The 21,875-nt window shown below is 58.4% G+C and carries 15 protein-coding genes and 1 pseudogene; 7 read left to right on the top strand and 9 right to left on the bottom strand.

Annotated features, from left to right (window positions below):
- Nucleotides 1-15: 15 nt before the first annotated feature.
- The 3 genes and pseudogenes from THISIDRAFT_RS12040 to THISIDRAFT_RS12030 all read right to left on the bottom strand — a co-directional run.
- Nucleotides 16-105: pseudogene (locus THISIDRAFT_RS12040) on the bottom strand (MerR family transcriptional regulator); the annotation flags it as partial.
- A 226-nt stretch (nt 106-331) separates the two neighbouring features.
- On the bottom strand, nt 332-2,101 hold the full coding sequence (locus THISIDRAFT_RS12035; protein ID WP_006788094.1) for a SulP family inorganic anion transporter: 1,770 nt from the start codon (nt 2,099-2,101) through the stop codon (nt 332-334).
- A gap of 196 nt (nt 2,102-2,297) precedes the next feature.
- The gene (locus THISIDRAFT_RS12030) at nt 2,298-3,269 is read right to left on the bottom strand and encodes a PstS family phosphate ABC transporter substrate-binding protein (protein ID WP_006788093.1); all 972 of its coding nucleotides are present in this window, start codon (nt 3,267-3,269) and stop codon (nt 2,298-2,300) included.
- Between the two features lie 362 nt (nt 3,270-3,631).
- Here THISIDRAFT_RS12030 and leuC point away from each other — a divergent pair, with 362 nt between their 5' ends.
- From leuC to THISIDRAFT_RS15080, 6 genes are all read left to right on the top strand, one after another.
- A complete protein-coding gene (gene leuC / locus THISIDRAFT_RS12025; RefSeq protein WP_006788092.1) occupies nt 3,632-5,038 on the top strand; it encodes a 3-isopropylmalate dehydratase large subunit in 1,407 nt (468 codons plus the stop codon).
- Entirely contained in the window at nt 5,038-5,685 is a 648-nt protein-coding gene (leuD, locus tag THISIDRAFT_RS12020) for a 3-isopropylmalate dehydratase small subunit (protein ID WP_006788091.1), read from the top strand. The genes leuC and leuD overlap by 1 nt, the downstream gene beginning before the upstream one ends.
- A gap of 60 nt (nt 5,686-5,745) precedes the next feature.
- Nucleotides 5,746-6,825: a 3-isopropylmalate dehydrogenase gene (leuB, locus tag THISIDRAFT_RS12015; protein ID WP_006788090.1), complete on the top strand. Its 1,080-nt coding sequence runs from the start codon at nt 5,746-5,748 to the stop codon at nt 6,823-6,825.
- An 88-nt stretch (nt 6,826-6,913) separates the two neighbouring features.
- On the top strand, nt 6,914-7,936 hold the full coding sequence (locus THISIDRAFT_RS12010; RefSeq protein WP_006788089.1) for an aspartate-semialdehyde dehydrogenase: 1,023 nt from the start codon (nt 6,914-6,916) through the stop codon (nt 7,934-7,936).
- Between the two features lie 180 nt (nt 7,937-8,116).
- Complete coding sequence (locus THISIDRAFT_RS12005; protein WP_006788088.1) at nt 8,117-11,698, top strand: FimV/HubP family polar landmark protein; 3,582 nt, start codon at nt 8,117-8,119, stop codon at nt 11,696-11,698.
- A gap of 140 nt (nt 11,699-11,838) precedes the next feature.
- Nucleotides 11,839-13,209, top strand: a complete 1,371-nt coding sequence (locus tag THISIDRAFT_RS15080; RefSeq protein ID WP_006788086.1) for a LysM peptidoglycan-binding domain-containing protein — start codon at nt 11,839-11,841, stop codon at nt 13,207-13,209.
- A 93-nt stretch (nt 13,210-13,302) separates the two neighbouring features.
- Here THISIDRAFT_RS15080 and THISIDRAFT_RS11995 read toward each other — a convergent pair whose 3' ends face one another.
- The 3 genes from THISIDRAFT_RS11995 to THISIDRAFT_RS11985 all read right to left on the bottom strand — a co-directional run bounded on the left by THISIDRAFT_RS11995 (nt 13,303) and on the right by THISIDRAFT_RS11985 (nt 15,863).
- Nucleotides 13,303-13,665, bottom strand: a complete 363-nt coding sequence (locus THISIDRAFT_RS11995; protein WP_006788085.1) for a NifB/NifX family molybdenum-iron cluster-binding protein — start codon at nt 13,663-13,665, stop codon at nt 13,303-13,305.
- Between the two features lie 30 nt (nt 13,666-13,695).
- Entirely contained in the window at nt 13,696-14,313 is a 618-nt protein-coding gene (locus THISIDRAFT_RS14915; RefSeq protein WP_050984922.1) for a uracil-DNA glycosylase family protein, read from the bottom strand.
- Nucleotides 14,314-15,179: 866 nt separating this feature from the next.
- Nucleotides 15,180-15,863 carry a hypothetical protein gene (locus THISIDRAFT_RS11985; protein WP_006788083.1) on the bottom strand — a complete coding sequence of 228 codons (684 nt, stop codon included), beginning with the start codon at nt 15,861-15,863 and terminating at the stop codon, nt 15,180-15,182.
- Between the two features lie 265 nt (nt 15,864-16,128).
- On the opposite strand from THISIDRAFT_RS11985, the gene THISIDRAFT_RS15200 reads away from it, so the two are divergent.
- Nucleotides 16,129-19,038: a flagellin N-terminal helical domain-containing protein gene (locus THISIDRAFT_RS15200; protein WP_418896134.1), complete on the top strand. Its 2,910-nt coding sequence runs from the start codon at nt 16,129-16,131 to the stop codon at nt 19,036-19,038.
- A 212-nt stretch (nt 19,039-19,250) separates the two neighbouring features.
- Here THISIDRAFT_RS15200 and THISIDRAFT_RS11970 read toward each other — a convergent pair whose 3' ends face one another.
- The 3 genes from THISIDRAFT_RS11970 to THISIDRAFT_RS11960 form a co-directional block, all read right to left on the bottom strand.
- Nucleotides 19,251-20,108 (bottom strand): antA/AntB antirepressor family protein, encoded by an 858-nt coding sequence (locus THISIDRAFT_RS11970; protein WP_221914009.1) that lies wholly within the window; start codon nt 20,106-20,108, stop codon nt 19,251-19,253.
- Nucleotides 20,109-20,468: 360 nt separating this feature from the next.
- Nucleotides 20,469-21,392, bottom strand: coding sequence for a DUF2887 domain-containing protein (locus tag THISIDRAFT_RS11965; protein WP_246585389.1), 924 nt, complete (start codon nt 21,390-21,392; stop codon nt 20,469-20,471).
- Nucleotides 21,393-21,501: 109 nt separating this feature from the next.
- The coding region (locus tag THISIDRAFT_RS11960) for a DUF4351 domain-containing protein (protein WP_246585388.1) at nt 21,502-21,875 on the bottom strand (374 nt) is incomplete at its 5' end.

Raw genomic sequence — 21,875 nt, 5'->3', positions numbered from 1 at the left:
GGCAAAGTCCTCCTTGAGCTTCCCCTCGCGCTCCCAGCGCCGAATTGTCGAGGGTGCTTTTCCGATCCGTTTCGCAAACTCGTTAATGCGATATATCTTGCTCATATAAGCGATTATAGATATTTGCAGAAAAAAATCAAGCAACAGTTTTTAGCTCCATGTTGTCGTGCTTGAAGCCCGCCGCTGCTGGCGGGTCGCGGATGATCGCGGCATCAAACGGGCCGCATATCACGTGGTGTATGTATCAACATACCATGCCCAATCCATCCGATAAAGCCAACGCCAGGCAGGCCAGACGACAACCCGGCATGATTTTATAGCGCCCGGCGCTTTATGGCGGCGGTGTCAGCGCAGCAGCGTGGCACTCCTGAAAGATGCGCCGGGTGCAGCGTTTGCAGACCTCCGGATCCAGACGCGAGTGGATGGTCGCCAGGGCGCGATGTTTAGAGATAAACAGATTTTCCGGGCCGATGAGCGCCAGATAACCGCCCTTTTGCAGCGGTTCGAGTACGCCTTCCTTGACACGGTATAGATACAGACCGCCGCCTTCCTCGCGGCGTGTTTTGGCTTGCGCGGCGAGAAATTCTGCCCCGGCCACGTCGATAAAGTTGATGCCTGAGGCAACCAGCAGCAGGTGCTTTTGGCCAGGTTCGATGCGCAGCATACGCATGAGATTTTCGCGCACATGATGCACCGCGCCAAAAAACAGCGAGCCATCAATGCGCAGGATTTTTAATTGCGGACATTCCGGCAGCGCGGGATCGGTGATAAAACTGCGTTGCGGGGAATGCGGATTGGGTACCCGCGTAATCATGCGCGGGCGCGAGGTGCGCGACAGATACACCACTAGCGATAAAAATACGCCCAGCAGAATGGCAAACTCCAGATCCAGCAACAGGGTGGCGGCAAAGGTGGTGCCCATCACCGCCGTTTCCGGCAGGCTGGTACGCATCACCTGATGGATATGATGAAAATCCAAAAGCCCCCAGGCCACCAAAAACAAGACCCCAGCCATCGCCGCATGGGGCAGATACGCGGCCACCGGGGCCAGCAGCATCACCAGGCCAATCAGCGCAAGCCCGGCGATGATCGCCGCCAGCGGCGTGCGTGCCCCGGCCTCATAATTCAAACCGGAGCGGTTAAACGAACCGGTGGCCACGTAGGCGGAAAAAAAGCTGCCCGCCAGATTGGACAGCCCCTGACCGATGAACTCCTGATTGCCGCTGACATGCTGACCGGAGCGCAGCGCAATGGAGCGCGATATGGAGACGGCCTCGGTCAGTGCCAGCAAAGACAGGGCCAGCACCGCCGGGGCCAGGGTTTTGAGCGTATTTAGATTCAGATCCGGGGCCGACAGCGGCGGCAAGCCTGCAGGCAGGGCACCGACCGTACTGATACCGGTATGCGCCGCCCCCAGCCAAACATTTAAAGCGGTACCCAGCAGACTGCCGATGAGCAGCGCAAGCACCATATACGGGATCGGGCGCAGATAGCGGCGCGCCAGAATGCCGCTCAGCAGGGTCACGCTGCCCACCAGCACCACATAGGGATTGATGGCATCCCGTTGGCTGAAAACGTTGAGCACGATCTCATGCAGATGTAAACCGCGTGGCATCTCCAGCCCCAAAAAGGTTTTGAGCTGATTGGCGGCAATGAGGATCGCCGCGCCTGCGGTAAAACCGATGATCACCGAGTGGGAGATAAAATTTACCAGTGAGCCGAGTTTAACCAGCCCCATGATGACCTGCACCATGCCCACCAGAAAGGTCAGCGTAATCGCCAGGCGGATGTATTCTGGCGAGCCAGGTTCTGCCAGTGTCGACAAGGATGCAAACAGCACCAGCGAGGCTGCCGTGGTCGGCCCGGAAATCAGGTGCCAGGAGGAGCCAAACAAGGCCGCCACAATCGCGGGCACCATCGCGGCATAAAGCCCGTATTCCGGCGGCATCCCGGCAATGATCGCAAAGGCCACGCCTTGCGGTAATACCACAATGGCCCCGGTCAGTCCTGCCAGGGTATCGGCCTTGAGCGTCGTGCGATTGAGCATCGGCCACCACTGCAGGAAGGGAAAGATCAAGGCCAGCCGTTCTCGAAAATGCATAGACATCCTTCGTACAAAAGATAATAAGCATATTATGAATATGATTATATCTTTATTTACTGAACGGATGCAGCACACGCGGCCACTGCGGCCTTGTAAGCCACGGTGTTTGTCACGCCCTAAAATGCACAAAGGCCGCATTGCGCGGCCTTTGTGGTACAGCAAACCGATCCGGCGAGCGGTCGGTTATCCGGCATCAGTTGATGCCCAATTGCTCACGCTGACGCTTGGCGGCAGCTTCTGGCAACGGCACATAACCATCGCGCACCACCACTTCCTGACCGGGCTTGGACAGCACCAGCTTGAAGAATTCGCGCTCCAGCGGCGGCAGTTCGCGGTTGGGGTGCTTGTTCACGTAGACATAAAGGAAGCGAGCCAGAGGATAGGTGCCATCGGCGGCGGCTTCCGCAGTGGCCGGGGCAAAGGGTTGACCGGCCTCTTTAGCCAACGGGACGGCGCGCACCCCAGAGGTGATATAGCCGATACCGGAGTAGCCGATGCCATTGATGGATTCCGTCACACCCTGCACTACCGAGGCGGAGCCGGGTTGTTCGTTGATGCTGGGCTTGAAGTCACCGCCGCACAGGGCGTTGTCTTTGAAATAGCCATAGGTGCCGGAGACGGCATTGCGGCTATACAGGGTGAAATCACGGTTAGCCCAGGCACCGCCTAAACCCAGCTGGCCCCAGCGAGTGATGTCTTCAGGATGGCCGCAGCGCCGCGTAGAGGAGAAAATGGCATCCACCTGTGCAAAGGTCAGCCCTTCAATCGGGTTGTCTTTGTTGACATAGACGGCAACCATATCAATGGCGACGGCAACCGGCGTAGGTGGATAACCGTGACGGTTTTCAAACGCCTGGATTTCAGAATCACGCATCGCCCGGCTCATGGGCCCAAAGTTGGCAGTGCCTTCAGTCACGGCTGGTGGTGCGGTGGAAGACCCTGCGCCTTGAATCTGGATATTGACGTTAGGGTAATTGCGTGCGAATTCCTCCGCCCACAGGGTCATCAGATTATTGAGCGTGTCAGAGCCAATCGAGGACAGATTGCCAGAGACCCCGGTGGTGCGCTCATAATCAGGCAGCGCCGGATCAACCCGGTCGGCGTGTACGGCACCGGCGGTCATGACGGTAGCCGCCACGGCGGTCACGAGTGCGTTTTTGAGCATAGTTTTACCCCTTGAAACAGTTACAAAAATCATGAAACGAGCCGATACCGGCCTCGCAGGATAGCCAGCAATACACACACATCGCTGGATGATGCACACAAAGTCACTGCATATCCCTAAAGGGTAGGGGCAGCGCGTGTCACGATTGTGAAATAAATATGACAAGATCATGACAGCGCACCGATACCGGGCCGATGCCGGGCGGGATTGTCGTGCCTGAGCATTTCGGCAGGGCGCGCGGGTGGTGTATGATGAGAGCCAGACACGACCGATCGCTTTTTGTCTTTAACGTACTGCGGCACAGCGCCTTGCAATGCGGGCGGCGGGCCTATCCATCTATACTTTCCAGGTAGTTTTTATTCATGACGGCTAAGACTTTATATGACAAGCTTTGGGATGCGCATGTCGTGCGCTATGAAGACGATGGTACGGCGCTTTTGTATATCGACCGGCATCTGCTACATGAAGTGACCTCACCGCAGGCCTTTGAAGGTTTGCGGCTGGCCGGACGTAGCCCCTGGCGGGTAGACACCGCCGTGGCGGTGCCGGATCACAACGTCCCGACCCTGGCCCCGCAGCATGAGATTGCAGACCCCGTGGCGCGGTTACAGGTTGAAACCCTGGCGCGCAATGTTTCCGAGTTTGGTATCACCTTCTTTCCCATCGGCGATGCCCGCCAGGGGATTGTGCATGTGATGGGCCCTGAGCAGGGCGCGACCTTGCCCGGCATGACCTTAGTGTGCGGGGATTCGCACACCTCCACCCACGGTGCCTTTGGGGCGCTGGCCTTTGGTATCGGCACCTCGGAAGTCGAGCATGTGCTGGCAACGCAATGCCTGTTACAGCGCAAGATGAAAAATATGCTGATCAACGTCGACGGTGTGCTGGGCACCGGGGTTAGCGCCAAGGATATGGTGCTGGCGATTATCGGCCAGATCGGTACCGCAGGCGGCACCGGCCATGCCATTGAATTTGCGGGCGAAGCGGTGCGGGCCTTATCCATGGAAGGGCGCATGACGGTGTGCAATATGGCCATTGAGGCCGGGGCACGCGCCGGTATCATCGCCCCGGATCAAACCACCTTTGATTACTTAAAGGGGCGTCCGCTGGCACCGCAGGGGGCGCTTTGGGAGCAGGCGGTCAAGGCATGGCAGGCGCTGTATTCCGACGCGGATGCCCACTTTGACCGTGAGCTGTTTATTGACGCCGCCAGTATTGCCCCGCAAGTCACCTGGGGCACCTCACCGGAGATGGTGTTACCGGTCGATGCGCGCATTCCTGACCCGGCGGATCTGGGCGATAAGGTCAAGGCCGATGCCGCCCGCCGCGCCCTGGAGTATATGGGCCTGCGCGCCGGGATGGCGATTCACGAAATTCCCATTGATAAAGCCTTTATCGGCTCATGCACCAACTCGCGCATTGAGGATCTGCGCGCCGCCGCCGCCGTGGTCAAAGGACGCCAGCGCGCCGCCCAGGTAAAATTGGCGATGGTGGTGCCTGGTTCCGGGCTGATCAAGCAACAAGCCGAGGCCGAAGGGCTGGATCGCATTTTCCGGGAAGCCGGGTTTGAGTGGCGCGAGCCGGGCTGTTCGATGTGTCTGGCGATGAATGCTGATCGTCTGGAACCCGGTGAGCGTTGTGCAGCCACGTCCAACCGCAATTTTGAAGGCCGCCAGGGACAGGGCGGACGCACCCACTTGGTCAGCCCGGCCATGGCGGCAGCCGCCGCCTGCGCCGGTCACTTTGTTGATGTAAGAGATTTGATTTAATGGAAAAATTTATCACCCTGACCGCCAAGGTGATGCCCTTGGCACGTTCCAACGTGGACACCGACGCCATCATCCCCAAGCAATATCTGAAATCGGTACAGCGGGCAGGTTTTGGCCCCAATCTGTTTGATGACTGGCGCTATCTGGACCCCGGCGAGCCGGGCGATGATCACAGCCAGCGCCGCCTCAATCCTGACTTTGTGCTCAATGATGCCCGCTTTGCCGGGGCAAAGATTTTGCTGGCACAAGAAAATTTTGGTTGTGGCTCCTCGCGGGAACATGCCGTGTGGGCCTTGACCGACTACGGTTTTCGCGTAGTGATTGCGCCAAGCTTTGCCGACATTTTCTTCAGTAACAGCTTCAAAAACGGCCTGCTGCCCATTGTGCTCGGGCATGAGGCTGTGGATCATGTGTTTGCGCAAACCCAGGCCGACCCGCAGGCCCTGGTCAAGATTGATCTGGAAGAGCAAACCGTGACCAGTCAGGCTGGCGAGGTGTTTTTCTTTGAAATCAATCCATTTCGCAAATATTGCCTGCTCAATGGACTCGACGACATTGGCCTGACCCTGCGCCATGCCGATGATATCCGCGCCTATGAGGCCAAGCGGCGCCAGCAAGCCCCCTGGCTGTTTGCCAACGTACAATGAATCCTGCAAGTTTACGACGTGGCGGCATCTTCCCGGATGCCGCGCCAACGGAGAATGTCCATGAGTAAGAAGATTTTAATCCTGCCGGGGGATGGCATCGGCCCGGAAATCATCGCCCAGGCGATGAAATTGCTGGAAACCCTCAAGCATGATTTTGATTTAAAAATCACGCTGGAACAGGGCGCGATTGGCGGTGCGGGCTATGACGATTGCGGCCATCCGCTGCCCGAACATACCCTGAAACTGGCCCGCGAGGCCGATGCCATTTTGCTGGGCGCGGTAGGCGGCCCGCAATACGACAGCCTCCCGCGAGAATTGCGCCCGGAGCGCGGCCTGCTGGGGATTCGTTCAGCCTTGGGCCTGTTTGCCAATCTGCGCCCGGCGATTCTCTATCCGCAGCTGGCCGGGGCCTCAACCCTGCGCGCTGAGGTGGTCTCGGGGCTGGATATCATGATCGTGCGCGAACTCACCGGCGGGATTTATTTTGGTCAGCCACGCGGCATCCGCACCCGTGAAGACGGGCAGCGCGAAGGCTTTAATACCATGATCTATACCGAGGCCGAGATTGAGCGCATCATGCGTACTGCCTTTGATATTGCCCTCAAGCGCCAGCGGCGGGTGTGCTCGGTGGATAAAGCCAATGTGCTGGAAGTGTCTGAATTATGGCGCGAAGTGGCCGAGCGGGTCAGCAAGGATTATCCTGAGGTGAGCCTGTCGCATCTGTATGTCGATAATGCCGCGATGCAGCTGGTGCGTGCGCCCAAGCAATTTGACGTGATGGTGACCTCGAATCTGTTTGGCGATGTGCTTTCTGACATTGCCGCGATGCTCACCGGCTCGATTGGCATGTTGCCCTCGGCCTCGCTGGATGCCAACGGCAAAGGCATGTATGAACCGGTACACGGTTCTGCCCCCGATATCGCCGGGCAGGATATCGCCAATCCGCTGGCCACCATTTTGTCAGTGTCCATGATGCTGCGCTACAGTCTCGATGAGGCCGCCTTGGCCGATACTGTGGATCAGGCCGTCAGCCGGGTTCTGGCCCACGGGCTGCGCACCGGCGATATTTACACCGAAGGCTGCGAACGCGTCGGCACCCAGCTGATGGGCGATGCCGTGATTGAAGCCCTCAGGGACTAATCCGGTAAACACAGGCAGGCCCAGGGTCTGCGTCGCTTTTTTATACGCAATACTGCAAGATTGATCTTTTCAGGATTTTATCATTTTCATGAGCAAACAATATAACGTGGCGGTTGTTGGTGCTACCGGCGCTGTTGGCGAGGCCATGCTGTCCATTCTGGCACAGCGCAATTTTCCGGTAGGTGAGGTCTATGCGGTGGCCAGCAGCCGCTCAGCCGGTAGCCAGGTCAGCTTTGGCAAGCGTCAACTGGAGGTACAGGATTTAGCCACCTTTGATTTCTCCCAGGCCGACATTGGCCTGTTTTCGCCGGGCGCCTCGGTTTCTAAGGAATACGCCCCCAAGGCAGCGGATGCGGGCTGTGTGGTCATTGATAACACCTCGCAATTTCGCTACGACGACGATATTCCCCTGGTTGTGCCGGAGGTCAATGCACACGCCGTCGCCGGGTATACCACCCGTGGGATCATTGCCAATCCCAACTGCTCCACCATTCAAATGCTGGTCGCCTTAAAGCCCATTTATGACGCCGTGGGCATCACCCGCATCAACGTCGCCACCTATCAGGCGGTCTCGGGTACCGGCAAAGAGGCCATTGAAGAACTGGCCAGCCAGACCGCGCAACTGCTTAACGGGCGTGAGATTGAGCCCCAGGTCTATCCCAAGCAGATCGCCTTTAACGTGCTCCCGCATATTGATGTTTTCATGGAAAATGGCTATACCAAAGAAGAGATGAAAATGGTGTGGGAAACGCGGAAAATCATGGAAGATCAGAATATTCAGGTGAATCCGACCACCGTGCGGGTGCCGGTCTTTTATGGTCACTCCGAGGCAGTACACATCGAAACCCGCGACAAAATCACCGCCGAACAGGCCCGCGCCTTGCTGGCCAAGGCCCCTGGTGTCGTGGTGATCGACGAACGTCGGGATGGCGGCTATCCTACCGCCGTGACCGAGGCTGCCAATCAGGACCCGGTGTACATCGGTCGCATTCGCGAAGACATCTCACATCCACGCGGGCTGAATCTGTGGGTGGTTGCCGATAATGTGCGTAAAGGTGCGGCACTTAACAGTATTCAGATTGCAGAAGTCTTGATCAGTCAGTATCTTTGAGTCGCAGCATCCGGTGGCGGCATCTTCACAGATGCCGCTATTAGTGAAAGCAAAAGGCATTCGCTAACCCGGCAATAACAAGAATTTAGACTTGCTGAGAGAAAGCAGAACATTAAAACCAAGCGGATAATTTAGGATAGAATTGGCCGTTGTTTAATAAATCTAATGAGGGGTCAGGCTGTGCGTACATTGGCTTTGAGCGTTCTTATCTGGATAGTGTGGCTGCCAGGACTCTCGCACGCGCTGGGACTAGGCAATATCACGGTCAAATCAGCGCTGAATCAGCCCTTGCACGCTGAGATTGCGCTGAGCGTAGAGCGCGCAGAAGATCTGGAAGATCTGAGCTTCAAGCTGGCACCGGAGGCATTGTTTCGCCGCCTGGGCATTGAACGCCCCCACTATCTCACCGAACTGCGCTTTCAGCCGCTGGCCCGCAGCGATGGGCAAAGGGTATTACAGATCCAGACCCCTAACCCGGTGCGTGAACCTTTCCTGAATTTTTTGATTGAGGCCACCTGGCCCGGCGGGCGCGTGGTGCGTGAATACACCGTCCTGCTTGATCCGCCCAAGGTCTTTGAACCTGCCCCGGCCGCCTCCAATCTTCCGGTCAGCGTACCCAGCCCCTCACGCCCTGCCCCGGCGGCCACCGCGCCGCCTGCCGCACCACGTCCCGACACTGCCGCCCAAACGGCACAAAGCTATCGTGTCCAGGCCGGTGATACCCTGTGGCAACTGGGCACTCGGTTGCGGCCGGACAATGACATCAGCGTGCAGCAGATGATGATCGCCCTGCTGCGCGCCAATCCTGAGGCCTTTATTGATAACAACATCAATCAGGTGATCCGGGGTCGCGTCCTGCGTATTCCCTCACGCGAGGAAATCCTTGCCCTGTCACAGCAAGAAGCGCTGCAAGAAGTGGTGCGCCAAAACAACCTCTGGCGCGATTATCGTACACGCCTGACCCAGGATCCAGTATCGCCTCCAGCAACCACACCGGTTGCCCAGGCAGTAACGCCGTCGGCTGCGCCTACCCCGGCCCCGGTTGAGCGCACGCCCCCCTCCGCACAAGCCGCAGCACCGGCGGAAGACCGCCTGGAAATTCGCGCCAATGACATTCCTGTCGAAGAGCTGGAACAGCTGGCCCGTGCCGAACAAAATCTTGCAGTCGCCCGGGAAACTGCTGAGGCTCGTCGTCTGGAAATTGAGGAATTACGCAGCCGGGTGCATGAACTGGAAGAAAATCTGTCGCGCAAGGACCGCCTGCTAACCCTGACCAATGAACAGATGGCGGAATTACAGCAGCACATGATTGAGCTGCAAAGCGAACGTACCGACAGCCGCGTGGAGGAAACGCAACAGGCCCTGAGTGCGCTCACCCAAGAGCCACCTACCGGCCCTGACGAGACAACACGCACACCAGAGCCTCCGGTCAGTGACACCTTGGCCGGGCTGGAATCACTCGCCACCCCGCCAGAGGCTGCACAAACAACGCTCCCCCTACTGGAGGCATTCACCGAGCCTCCGGCTCACTCCATACTGCCGGATGAATCCCTGTCACCCCCTGTCCCAGAACAGGATTGGGCACCGACGATCCTTGATGAACCGTTTGCGGATGAACCGGCTGCCCCGCTGGCCGTTGAACCACTGCCCCCGGCAACCCCAGTGACCCCACCGCCCGCCGCTGAGCCTACGCCGACGCCCGCGCCAGTCCCGGCCACGCCGAGTCTGTGGGAAGAGCTGCTGGCAGACCCACGCCTCCCCTTGGCCGGTGTCGGGCTGGCCGGCATTCTGGTCCTGTTATTGCTGTGGACGGTGATTCGCGGCGTATTGCGACGCAAGCAAGAAGACAGTGGCGATACCTTGTCAGATCAGATGCCTACTGCACTGACGCTGAACAAACCCGGCGGGCGTACCCGTGACACCGCCCCAGAGGACTTGTCCAGCGTATCTGCTGCCACGGCGCCACTGGCGGCTGCTGTGCCACCCAAAGAGCAGACGGTGGAATTACCCCCCGAGGATATGCCCAGCACACCGGAACAGGCGCAAAGCCCAACCGATGAGCTGCAGGAGGCCACCCAGGCAGAAAAAGAGATTCACACCGACGACACCATCGCCGAGGTGGATGTCTATCTGGCCTATGGCTTATTTGATCAGGCCGAGGAGCTGCTCAAAAACGCGCTGAACAAACATCCCGAGCGCATTGACTACCATTACAAGCTGGTCGAAACCTACTTCGCCACAAAAAACCAGGATGCCTTTGACGCTGCCGCGCAAAACATGCACATCGCGCTGGAAGGCAAACCCAGCGCCCTGTGGAAGCGGGTGGCGGAAATGGCGCAAGAACTCAGCCCGGAAAATCCCCTGTTTGCCGCTGGCGGAACCACATCCGGCACTGGAAGCAGCAGCGTGCTGGCGGCCGGTGCCGCAGGTGCAGGGCTGGCGGGTGCGGCGGCCGCGATTGGCGCCTTGGACACCAAGGAATTTGAATTCGCCCCACACGAGCTGGAAGAAACCCTCTCCGGCGTAGAATTTGAACTTGATGACGAGCCAACCTTGGGCCAGGATACGATAGAGCAAGAAATTGACCTATCCGCGACGCCCACAGAAGCCGCCGAAGAAATCGCCCCGCCGACCGCGCAAGACTTCGCGTCAGAACTGAGTGATCTGACGGCAGCCTTTGATGCCGTCGATGTGGCTGACCCGCTCACAGACGACAGCTTCACCATTGAGCTGGATGACGTTGCCACCGACTTGGATGACAGCCCGCGGGAGCCAGCGTCGCCCTCAAGCGAGACCACCCCCGCCGTCCACGATGAACACACGCGCAGCCCAACGGCCCAGGAAGATGACGACCTAAGCATTGATCTGGATGACGTTGGCGCGGACCTGGATGACAGCCCGCTGGAGCCAGCGTCGCCCTCAAGCGAGACCACCCCCGCCGTCCACGATGAACACACGCGCAGCCTAACGGCTCAAGAAGGCGATAGCCTAAGCATTGATCTGGATGACTTTGGCGCGGACCTGGATGACAGCCAGCTGGAGGCAGCACCGCCCGCACAGGATGCGCAGACGCCCCGTCCAACAGCCCAGGAAGACGACGCCCTGAGCATTGAGCAGGACGATCCCTTTGCTGCTACGCTGGATGACCGCCCAGAGGAAGAAAAGAGCGCACCGCGTGACGATGCGCGTGATACTCCCGCAGAGGAACCCGACCCGTTTAGCACCTCCTCGCTGGACGACTTCGCCTTTGACGCAGAAAGCCCCGCCGCCGATCAGCCCTCCTCGGCAAATCGTCTGGCAACGGACACCGGCGACATCATGGACTTTTCTGCGGACGAACTGGAAAGCCTTGAACTGTCTGATCTGGAAAAAGAACTTAATCAGCTTGATGACGCGGCCCCCAAAGGGCAAGACAGCACAGTGGAACTGGACGCCGATAGCGAGGCGTTTTCCATCGCCTTTGATCGCGATACCCAAAGCAGCGACAGCGCGGATGATTTCCTCTCGGATTTACAACTGGAAAGCACCGCACATTTCGAGCGCACAGACTCCCAAAATGACGACCTCAAGGCCGATGAGTTCAGCGACTTTGCAGACTTCACCCAAACCGGCGAAATCTCCACCAAGATTGAGCTAGCGCGTGCCTACCTGGAAATGGGCGACCCCGAAGGCGCCCGTGCCACCCTGGAAGAAGTGCTGGCCGAGGGCAACGACGCGCAAAAAGACCAGGCCAGTGCATTACTCAAACAACTGCCTGGATAAGCCAAAGACATGGCGGCATCTTTCCCGGTGCCGCCCCTGGAATCGCGCAGCACCCCTGTGCAGCAACAAAATACCACTAAATCGCTGACCGCCTCGCTTGAGGCGGCAGCCCTTCCCAGCCAACACTCCGACGTAAAAACATGATGAACGCTGCTCTATTCAAACACGCCGCACGCAAACCACTGACATACACAGCACTCCTCATCGTCATCGGCCTGTTCACGCTGGCGCCTATCGCCGCCGATGACACCCCCACCACCGCCGTGGAAGTCTCCTGCACCGCCGAACTGGAAGCCGAACTGGCACACATGCAGGCCCAGACGCAGCAGCTCATGGAGCGCGTTGATCGTTTTGAGCAGCAGGCCCAGGAACATCAACAACTCCGCGACCAACTCCACAGCGCAGAAAACCACCATCAGGAACTCGCCACGCAACTGCAAACCTGCCAGCGCGAACGCGATCAGCAAACGCACGAACACCAGACCCTGCTCAGCGAATGCCAGACAACACGCCAGCAAGTGCAAGAAGACAAAGCCAAACTGCAAGAACAACTGATCGAAGAACAGGCCAAAACCCAGCGCGCCGATGCCGCCGTACAAGCCACGCGTGACGAGCAAAGCCAAATCTACGACGCCCTGACCCAGCTCCAGCAGCGTCTTGACGACACGCTTCAGGAACGAAATACCCTGGAGCAACGCCTTAACGCACAAGATCAAAGCCTCACGCGCCAAGCCGAGGAACTGGCAGACCTGCAACGCCAGCTCCAACAACGCACCGAACAAAACCAGCAACAAGCCGCCGAGCTACAACAGCGCGCCGAACAACTCACCGCCCAGCGCGCCCAGCATGAGGCCCAAACCGCAGAAAACCAGGCCCTGACCCAGCGCCTGCACAGCGCACAAGAACGCGCTGAGCACTTAACCGCCGAACTTCACGCATTACAGCAACAGCAGCAAAGCACCCTGACCGAAAAACAAAAGGCCCAGGCAAATCTGGCCCAGGCCCTGACCAACATCGACACCTTAAACACCCAGCTGGCCGGACGTGAACACGAACTCGACGAACAAATGACCCTGCTCCAAGAGGTCATGGCCTACATCAGCGACCTTGAAGCCAACACCGACCAACAACAACGCGAGCTGAAACACCTCAGCCAATCCCTCGCCCCGCTTGACGGTGGCCAGGCCGATGCCCAAACCGTCAAAGAACAGGCCCGTGCCGCCGCCGAACAGTTCCAGACCTTACGCCGCCAACACGCCACCAGCCCCGATCCGCAGCGCACCGAACAGCTCAACCACGCCATCGCCGAACTGAGAAAACACCAATTTCTCATGGCCCGCATCGAAAACGCCCGTGGCGTCTACCAAGTCCGTCGCGAAGACACCCTCGCCCGCATCGCCGTCCGCGTCTACGGCGACGGCAACCAATGGCGCCGCCTCTCAGAGGCCAACCAACACGTCATCGCCGACCCCAACGTCCTTCACGCTGGCCTCATCCTCATCGTCCCCTAACCCTGGGAACGCGGAGCACCCGCTCCGCATAAAGTGGCGGCATCATCTTGATGCCGCTGCAAAAAAAGCGACACCTGCATAGCGAGCAAAAGCTCAAGCCCCACACCCACATTGATGCACTGCCTCACCCGGCGGCAACGCCTCACCCGAGGCCAACGCCCTCACCGCCGCCAGCGGATCAGACGCCCCCGTCACATGCACCGCAATCCCGTGCGCCGTCAGCCGCTGCACAAACCCCGCACCCGCACTTTGCGTAATCACCGCCTCCGGACGCGCCTCCAACAACGGATGCTCCCCACCCTGATAATGATGAAACACCAACGCCCCAGGCACCTCCACCCGCGCCACCTCCACAGGTTCGCCCTGCCCATCGGCCTCAAACACCCAAAAACGACGACACCGCCCCGCATGGCCCGAAATCGTCGCAAAATCCTCACTCGTTACCGCAACACGCATAAACACACCTCAATCAAAAAACAAATAAACTCAACCCGCCTGAAAAACCTGCCGCGCCAGCTTCAAATCCGCCCACGCCTTCGCCTTCTCCTGCGGGCTACGCAACAAATACGCCGGATGATACGTCACCACCACCGGAACCCCCTGATACACAAAACGCTGACCGCGCATCTTGCCAATAGGAATCTCCGAGGATAACAAATTCTGCGCCGCCACCCGCCCCAGCGCCACAATCACCCGAGGCTGCACCAAGGCAATCTGCCGATCCAGAAAACCGCGACACGCCGCCGCCTCCGCTGGCAAAGGATCACGATTCTGCGGAGGCCGACACTTCAAAATATTCGCAATATACACCCCCTCCCCGCGCTTTAACCCCAACGCCGCCAACATACTATCCAACAACTTCCCCGCCCGCCCCACAAACGGCTCCCCCAAACGATCCTCATCCGCCCCCGGCGCCTCCCCCACAAACAACCACGGCCCGCGCACATCCCCCACCCCAAACACCGTCTGCGTCCGCGCCCCCGCCAACACCTCACACGCCACACACCCCCGCACCCGCGCCGCCAACCCCGCCCAATCCAACCCTGCCACGCCTAAATCCTCCTGGGACCGCGTAGCACCAGCTACGCATAAATCCTCCTGCAACCGCGTAGCCCCTGCCACGCCTAAATCCTCCTGGGACCGCGTAGCACCAGCTACGCATAAATCCTCCTGGGACCGCGTAGCACCAGCTACGCCTAAAACCTCCTGGGACCGCGTAGCACCCGCCACGCCTAAATCCTCCTGCAACCGCGTAGCACCCGCTACGCATAAATCCTCCTGCAACCGCGTAGCCCCTGCCACGCCTAAATCCTCCTGCAACCGCGTAGCACCCGCCACGCCTAAATCCTCCTGCAACCGCGTAGCCCCTGCCACGCCTAAATCCTCCTGGGACCGCGTAGCACCCGCTACGCCTAAATCCTCCTGGGACCGCGTAGCACCAGCTACGCCTAAATCCTCCTGCAACCGCGTAGCACCAGCTACGCCTAAATCCTCCTGGGACCGCGTAGCACCAGCTACGCATAAATCCTCCTGGGACCGCGTAGCACCCGCTACGCATAAATCCTCCTGCAACCGCGTAGCCCCTGCCACGCCTAAATCCTCCTGGGACCGCGTAGCACCCGCTACGCCTAAATCCTCCTGCGACCGCGTAGCACCCGCTACGCCTAAATCCTCCTGGGACCGCGTAGCACCAGCTACGCCTAAACCATCCTGAGCCTGCACAACATCCGCCACACACTCAACCACACGCGACCGAGGCACCCAACACTCCACCCCCAACCGCTGCAAATAAAACCGCCGCCGCTGCTCGTTCATTACACACCTCATCAAAAACCACCCCCGGGAGCGCGCAGCACCCGTTGCGCCCTGGGAGCGCGTAGCACCAGCTGCGCACCGAGGCCGCAGGCCTCGTGGGGGTTTATGCGCAGCTAGTGCTGCGCGGTCCCAGAGCTCCGCGCTCCCAGGGTTTGCTACCAGGCACGCGGACGAAATGTGGCCGCATTGACGATGCTTGCTGAATCGCCGGTCGCTCGAATACTCAACAGCCCTCGGTTTTCTGCCATGATCTCGGCTCCCGCATCGGCGGTTAGCCATGCCACAGCACCGTAAATGCGATTCTGCGCATAGCGCGGGATCCAGCCCTTCATATGATCGAGTTTATAGAGAAAGTGTTTGACATCATCGGGGCGTAAGGTGGTTTTGACTTCCACCACCACCATCTCGATGCCATTGTGGGCGAGGATGTCGAATTCATAGTTGCCGCCATCCGGGCACTTGCCTTTGAGCCGGGTCGAGGTGTCGGAGACGGGAATGCCGTGCTGAATCAGCAAAGGCACTAAATCCCCTTCCACCAAAGCCTCCATTAACCGGCCCCATTGGCTGGTGAATAAGTCTTTCAGTTCTTTGAACTTTTGATCTGTCTCCTTAAATTTGCGGTCAGTTTCCAGCGCGGATTCTTTCATCAGGCGCTCGGTTTCCAGCGCGGATTCTTTGATCACACGCTCAGTTTCCTGAAACCTGCGATCGGCTTCCTGAAACCTGCGACTGGCTTCTTGTGCCGATTCCTTCATCTGGCGATCGGTTTCCTGAAACTTACGATCAGTCTCCTGAAACAGCCGCCAGACATCATCGAGAGTGGGGTTGGTTTGAGTCATGGGAAGTTCCTCCGTCAATGATGGATGCCATTATCGCACAACCGCCGCCGTATCTCCTGAGACCGCGTAGCCCTGGGACCGCGTAGCCCCTGGGACCGCGCAGCACCAGCTGCGCATAAAAACCCCCACGAGGCCTGCGGCCTCGGTGCGTAGCTGGTGCTCCGCGCTCCCAGGGGTGCGCGCTCCGGCTCCCCCCCAAAAAAAATTTTCAAAAAATCCCTAAAGCTTTCTCCCCACCCGCCGATAAACAGGCCAAGAGCGGTGCATGAGGCCCACGGCAACCAGCCCAAAGCCCACCACCACCCAAGCTCGGGCGGCACAGCACCAAGACCACGCCGCCATCCCTGCAACACGGCAACACACCAAAACCTGGAGAATCGCCATGTCAAACACCGTCATCAACACCAACGTGCTGTCCATCAACGCACAACGCAACCTGTCCAAATCCGCAGGCCAGTTTGCCCAAAGCCTGGAACGCCTGTCCTCGGGCCTGCGCATCAACGGCGCCAAAGACGACGCCGCCGGACTGGCCATCGCCACCCGCTTTAGCGCACAGATCAACGGCTCGCTGCAAGCCATGCGCAACACCAACGACGGCCTCTCCATCACCCAGACCGCCGAAGGCAGCATGAACACCATCATGGACAACCTGCAGACCATGCGCCAGCTCGCCGTCCAATCCGCCAGTGACGGCAACTCCGCCCTCGACCGTCAGGCGCTCAACAACGACCTCAACGCCCTGCTCAGCGAAGTCAAGCGCATCGCCGCCACCGCCGAATTCAACGGCCAGCGCCTGCTCGATGGCACCACCTTCGGCCAGGTCTTCCAGATCGGCGCCAACCAGGGCCAGACCATCGCCGTCAACGGCGTCGACGCCCGCGCCACCCAGATCGGCGCCACCCGCGTCGTCGGCTCCGAGGGCTTGAGTGCCGACAACATCAAAGCCGGCTTTGAAGTCAAAGGCAAAATGGAAATTGGCCTGAGCCAATCGCGTGGCGTCGGTCTTAATGAAAACCTGCTGCTGGAAATCGACCTCGACAAACTCGGCGGCTTTAACGACGCCGCCAAATACAACAGCGTCGAAATCGGCAATCTCACCTCGGCAGCGATTAACAGCATCGGCTCTATTGCCGGGACTCAAAATAATTGGGGCGGCGTTGATCTGACCATCAATGGTGCAAAATTTGATGTCAACCAGGCTTTCACGGATGTTGCGGGATATAACAACTGGGCAGACATCACCACGGGTACCCAACTGGCTGATTTTTTAAATCAGGCAGTTCTGGCACAACCGGCAACCTATGGTGTTGAAGGTCAATGGGATTCGGCCACCAACACCTGGAGCGGTGAACATGTGCAATTTGCCACCTGGGAGCCATCGGGTAACTCAGGCAAGCTGGTTTTGCAAACCGAGGCTACCGTGAGCATGGTAACCGGAGATAACGGCGTCCTGTTGAATACCACCGACGGTCAACGCGATAGCGTAGGCACAGTCACGCAGTCTCTGGTGCAATTCAGTCTCAGTGGCTCAAACAGCACAACCTATACTGAATTTACGATAGCTCCAGGTGCAATGACCTTCGATGGCTCTGAAGGTGATATCACCCTTTCCTATGAGGATCGTGCAGGTAACTCCCAAACATTTACCGTGTTACAAGGAAACCAAGGCGGGGCATGGACGGTTAATGACTTTGTCAATCATTTAAACTCCGATACGGCCCAAAACCAAAATGGCCGCTTTGAATTTTCAGTCACTGGATTGAGTGAAATTCGCGTAAGAGACAATCAAGGTGCGGGCGTCAATGCAACCCCTGCCTTTAATTTAACTGATACGACTACAACTGTTACAACTGGAACAGTGACCGCAACAGAAACCCGGATCAGTGATGTCAGTGCAACCGCAACCTTTGCGGCAGGTACCTTCCATCAATTAAAGCTAACTATTGGTGGCGAAACTAGAACCATTGATGTTCAAAAAGCTGAGAGCATTGCTGATATACAAACAGCTCTGCAAGATGTAACTGGGTTTAACCGCGGTAACGTTTACGCTACCTTAGATGGCACTGACTTGGTAATCAGCGATGGTGATGGTACTGCAGATGATGGCGGCGGTGCTCGCATTACGGGTGTGTCACTGACAGGGCCGTATGCCGATGCCGCAGCTAATAAGTTGGATATCAGGCTGACCGCCAATGAGCTAAAATCCATTACCCACCTTGACATCAATGTCGGTGTTGGCTACGACACCATCAAGATCGGGGGCGTTACACAGACAAATAAAAATGTGTTTGATACATTGGCGACTCTGGAAACCGGGGCTGATATTGCCAACTATCTGAATACCTTGACGTTTGAACATGCTGCTGATCCTGATCGTAAATTGGAGGCCTCTTGGGATCAGGGTACCCAGACCATGACCATTCAGGCGTATGAAGTCGCCAGCGCTGGCAATCCCGATAGATATGTCCTGCTTCAGGGTGACATCTTCCAGGCCGGTTCCAAAGTAGGTACCGAAGAGACCACACAGGCAGGAACCCGAGTAAATTCGCTGGAAGACCTGACTCGCGTGATCAACTCTGCCATTGACGCCGCTGTCAAAGGCACTGAACCCGAAGGCGTGGGCCTGAAAACCGCCGATGGCAGCGCCGTCACGGCTGCGCAACGTCAGGAATTCGGTCTGGCCAACCTCAAGGCCGGCATCGTCACCCTGCAAGGCGGCAATAGCACCATCACCATCACCGGGGCCTTTGATGCCAAGTTTGACCTGGACATGACCGACTTCCGTGCCGAGGTGAATGATCAAGCGCAAACCAAAGTCAGCTTCTTTGGTTCAGAAGGTGAAATCTTGGCCTCCAAGCAGGTGAACCTGACCGAGATCACCGTCGCCACCCGTGAAGATGCCTCGCTGGCTATCAGCGTCATCGACGGCGCGCTCGCCATGGTCTCCGACAAACGCTCCGAAATCGGCGCCGTCCAGCGCAAATTCGAAAGCGCCCTGGAAAACTTAGGCATCGCCCGCCAGAACATGGAAGCCTCACGCTCGCGCATCGTCGATACTGACTTTGCCGTGGAAACCGCCAACCTGACCAAGGCGCAGATCCTGCAACAAGCCGGCATCTCCGTCCTTGCCCAGGCCAACGCCTCCAGCCAAAGCGTCCTCTCGCTGCTGCAATAACCGCCGCCGGGAGCGCCGAGTGGATCGCCGAGTTGCACTCGGCATCATGGAGCACCGACTGGATCGCCGAGTAAAACTCGGCGCTCCACCCACAACCCAAGCCGCCCCCCCCAGGGCGGCTTTTTTATGCCCGCGCCGCAAAAAAAACTCCCCCCCTGCCAAGGGGGAGTACCCCCGTAAGGGGGGGAGGGGGTCAAAAAACCACCCCGCCCCTACCCCTCCACCGGCCTATACACCTTCACCCGCTGATTTGGCGCCACGGTTTCACGCTGTGACACCCAGCCCAATGCCTTGAGCATACAGCCCAAACGCGTTTGTCCGGCGCGGTTGAGGTCTTCGGGCGGTATACCAAACACTTCCAGGCACACCTCATACAAGGTACACCGGCTGCGGCCGTGTAGCCAGGCGGCGAGTTTTTCTTGCATGGATTCGCTCAGGGCGTTTTCCGGTTCGGGGGTGTAGCAACTGGGGGGCGGGGAGGACGGAGGTGATGCGGTAGAGGGTTGAAGGTTCGTGGGGTTAAGGCGGTGTACCAAGTGGCTTAGATGCTCGCGCTTGCGGCCTTGGGCCTGTTGCAGGGCTTCGGTGAGGTTGTGTAAAGCGCCGCTGAGGTGATCCACCGCCTGGGTCAGGTGGGTTTCGATGTCTGTGCCGTGACGCAGGCAGGCGGCCGTCGCTTGTTCTTCCTGCGACACCTGAAAGGTGTCGTCACGAGTTGTGTGAGATTCGCTGGCTGCTTTGGCGATGCGTTCGCAGTCGATGAAATAACGCCGCGCCTGACGCCCTTTGGCATTGCGTTCTACCATCGACAGCTCTTTGGCCATGTCGAGAGTGAGGTGGTAATCGGTGTGTTTGCGTTTGCCACCAAAGGCACTGGCGTCATTGATAAAATTATCAATTACACAAAAATCAATATCTTGGGCGAAAGCATATTGCTTGATGCGTCCTTTGATCCAGTGGGTAAATTCCTGTTTGCTTTGTAAAAAGGCGTGTAATTCGCGGGCGTTCACAGATTGCTGAGGTACGCCACCAATAAGGGACTCGCGGATGCTGATTAACGGATTTATCACCTGTTATTCCTCTTTCAGTAGGTTTAAACAGTAGGCAGACCCTTTAAATGTTTAAAGGGCGATCAGGAGGCTGAAAGCCGTATAACAGGAACGGTGGACTTATTTCCCCCGAAAGGGTGTTGTATTCATCCCCTCCCGATCAAGAGGGAAATTTCACGCAGAGAAAAAAACCGCATCATCGGCACGGGGAACCGCCTGTTATTTAGAGCTTTCAGACTCTGCAAACAGGCTACGCTTCAGCGTGAGCGGTGTCAAGCGGCTCCTGGGACCGCGCAGCACCAGCTGCGCACCGAGGCCGCAGGCCTCGTGGGGTTTAAAGCGTATCAAATGCGCAGCGGGTGCTGCGCGATCCCAGGGCGATTAGGCTGGATGTGCGTTCAGCCAGGCATCTACCTCGGCACGGGTTTTAAATTCCAGCAGTGCCTCGCCGAGCGCTTCAAGCTGTTCTACCTGAAGGGCTTTTATCTGTCTTTGCTGGGCTTCGCTTAACGCGCCAAAGCGGCGCTGCAGTTGGCGTAGCAGCAGCTGGGCTTCGCCTTCCCGCAGCCCTTCCCGCAGGCCTTCCTGACGCCCTTCCTGACGCCCTTCCTGACGCCCTTCCTGACGGCCTTCCCGACGGCCTTCCTGACGGCCTTCCCTACGCCCCTGGTCAAGCCAGATGGGTTGGTTTTTTTCGACGATGTCGCGATAGGCGCGGGTTTGTTCTAAGGGGGTGAGTTCTCCAAGCATGATGAGGATCTCCTCTAGGGTGAGTTGGTCAAAGCGTGCCATGAGCCAGGATTGGAAGACGTCCAGGCAGTGACGGCGGGCACGCGCGCTCAGGGCGGCCTGTTGGATTTGACGGTAGGCCTGTGGTGCCTGTTCCCGCAGGTGTTCGCGGTCTTCGAGCAGGTAGGGCAGGAAGGTGGCGAGCAGTGGGTGTTCCGGGGCGGTGTGTTTCAGGCGGTTGAGGACATCAAGCAGATAGACCCGGCGCACGGGGCAGTGTGCGCTGGCCTGTTCCAGGCATGGCTGCCAGGGGCGGGTTTTGGGGTCTTGTGCAGGGCTGAGAAACAGTAAAAGGCCCCGGATGTCGCGTTTGGGGTGGCGTTCGCCGAGCAGTCCCATGTCGATGAGGAGCCGATGGTAGATCAGTGGATCACGCTGGGCTTGTATTTCTATGGCCCAGATCGGTTGTTGGTCGTCCTCGGGGAGTATCACGCCGTCGATGCGCCGCTCCAAGGCTTTGACGTCCAGGGCTTCGAGGTGGTACGGGCCTGTGATGTTTATCCCGTCGGTCAGCAAGCGCAAGCCCCCTGGGACCGCGCAGCACCAGCTGCGCACCGAGGCCGCAGGCCTCGTGGGGTTTAAAGCGTATCAAATGCGCAGCTGGTGCTGCGCGATCCCAGGGCGATTAGGCTGGATGTGCGTTCAGCCAGGCATCTACCTCGGCACGGGTTTTAAATTCCAGCAGTGCCTCGCCGAGCGCTTCAAGCTGTTCTACCTGAAGGGCTTTTATCTGTCTTTGCTGGGCTTCGCTTAACGCGCCAAAGCGGCGCTGCAGTTGGCGTAGCAGCAGCTGGGCTTCGCCTTCCCGCAGCCCTTCCTGGCGGCCTTCCTGACGGCCTTCCTGGCGGCCTTCCCGACGGCCTTCCTGACGGCCTTCCTGGCGGCCTTCCCTACGCCCCTGGTCAAGCCAGATGGGTTGGTTTTTTCTCGACGATGTCGCGATAGGCGCGGGGTTTGTTCTAAGGGGGTGAGTTCTCCAAGCATGATGAGGATCTCCTC

Origin of the sequence: Thiorhodospira sibirica ATCC 700588 (assembly GCF_000227725.2) — a bacterium.
GTDB classification, from domain to species: Bacteria; Pseudomonadota; Gammaproteobacteria; order Ectothiorhodospirales; family Ectothiorhodospiraceae; genus Thiorhodospira; species Thiorhodospira sibirica.
Note: the sequence above shows the minus strand (reverse complement) of the source record. Positions and strands in the feature narration are given on the sequence as shown.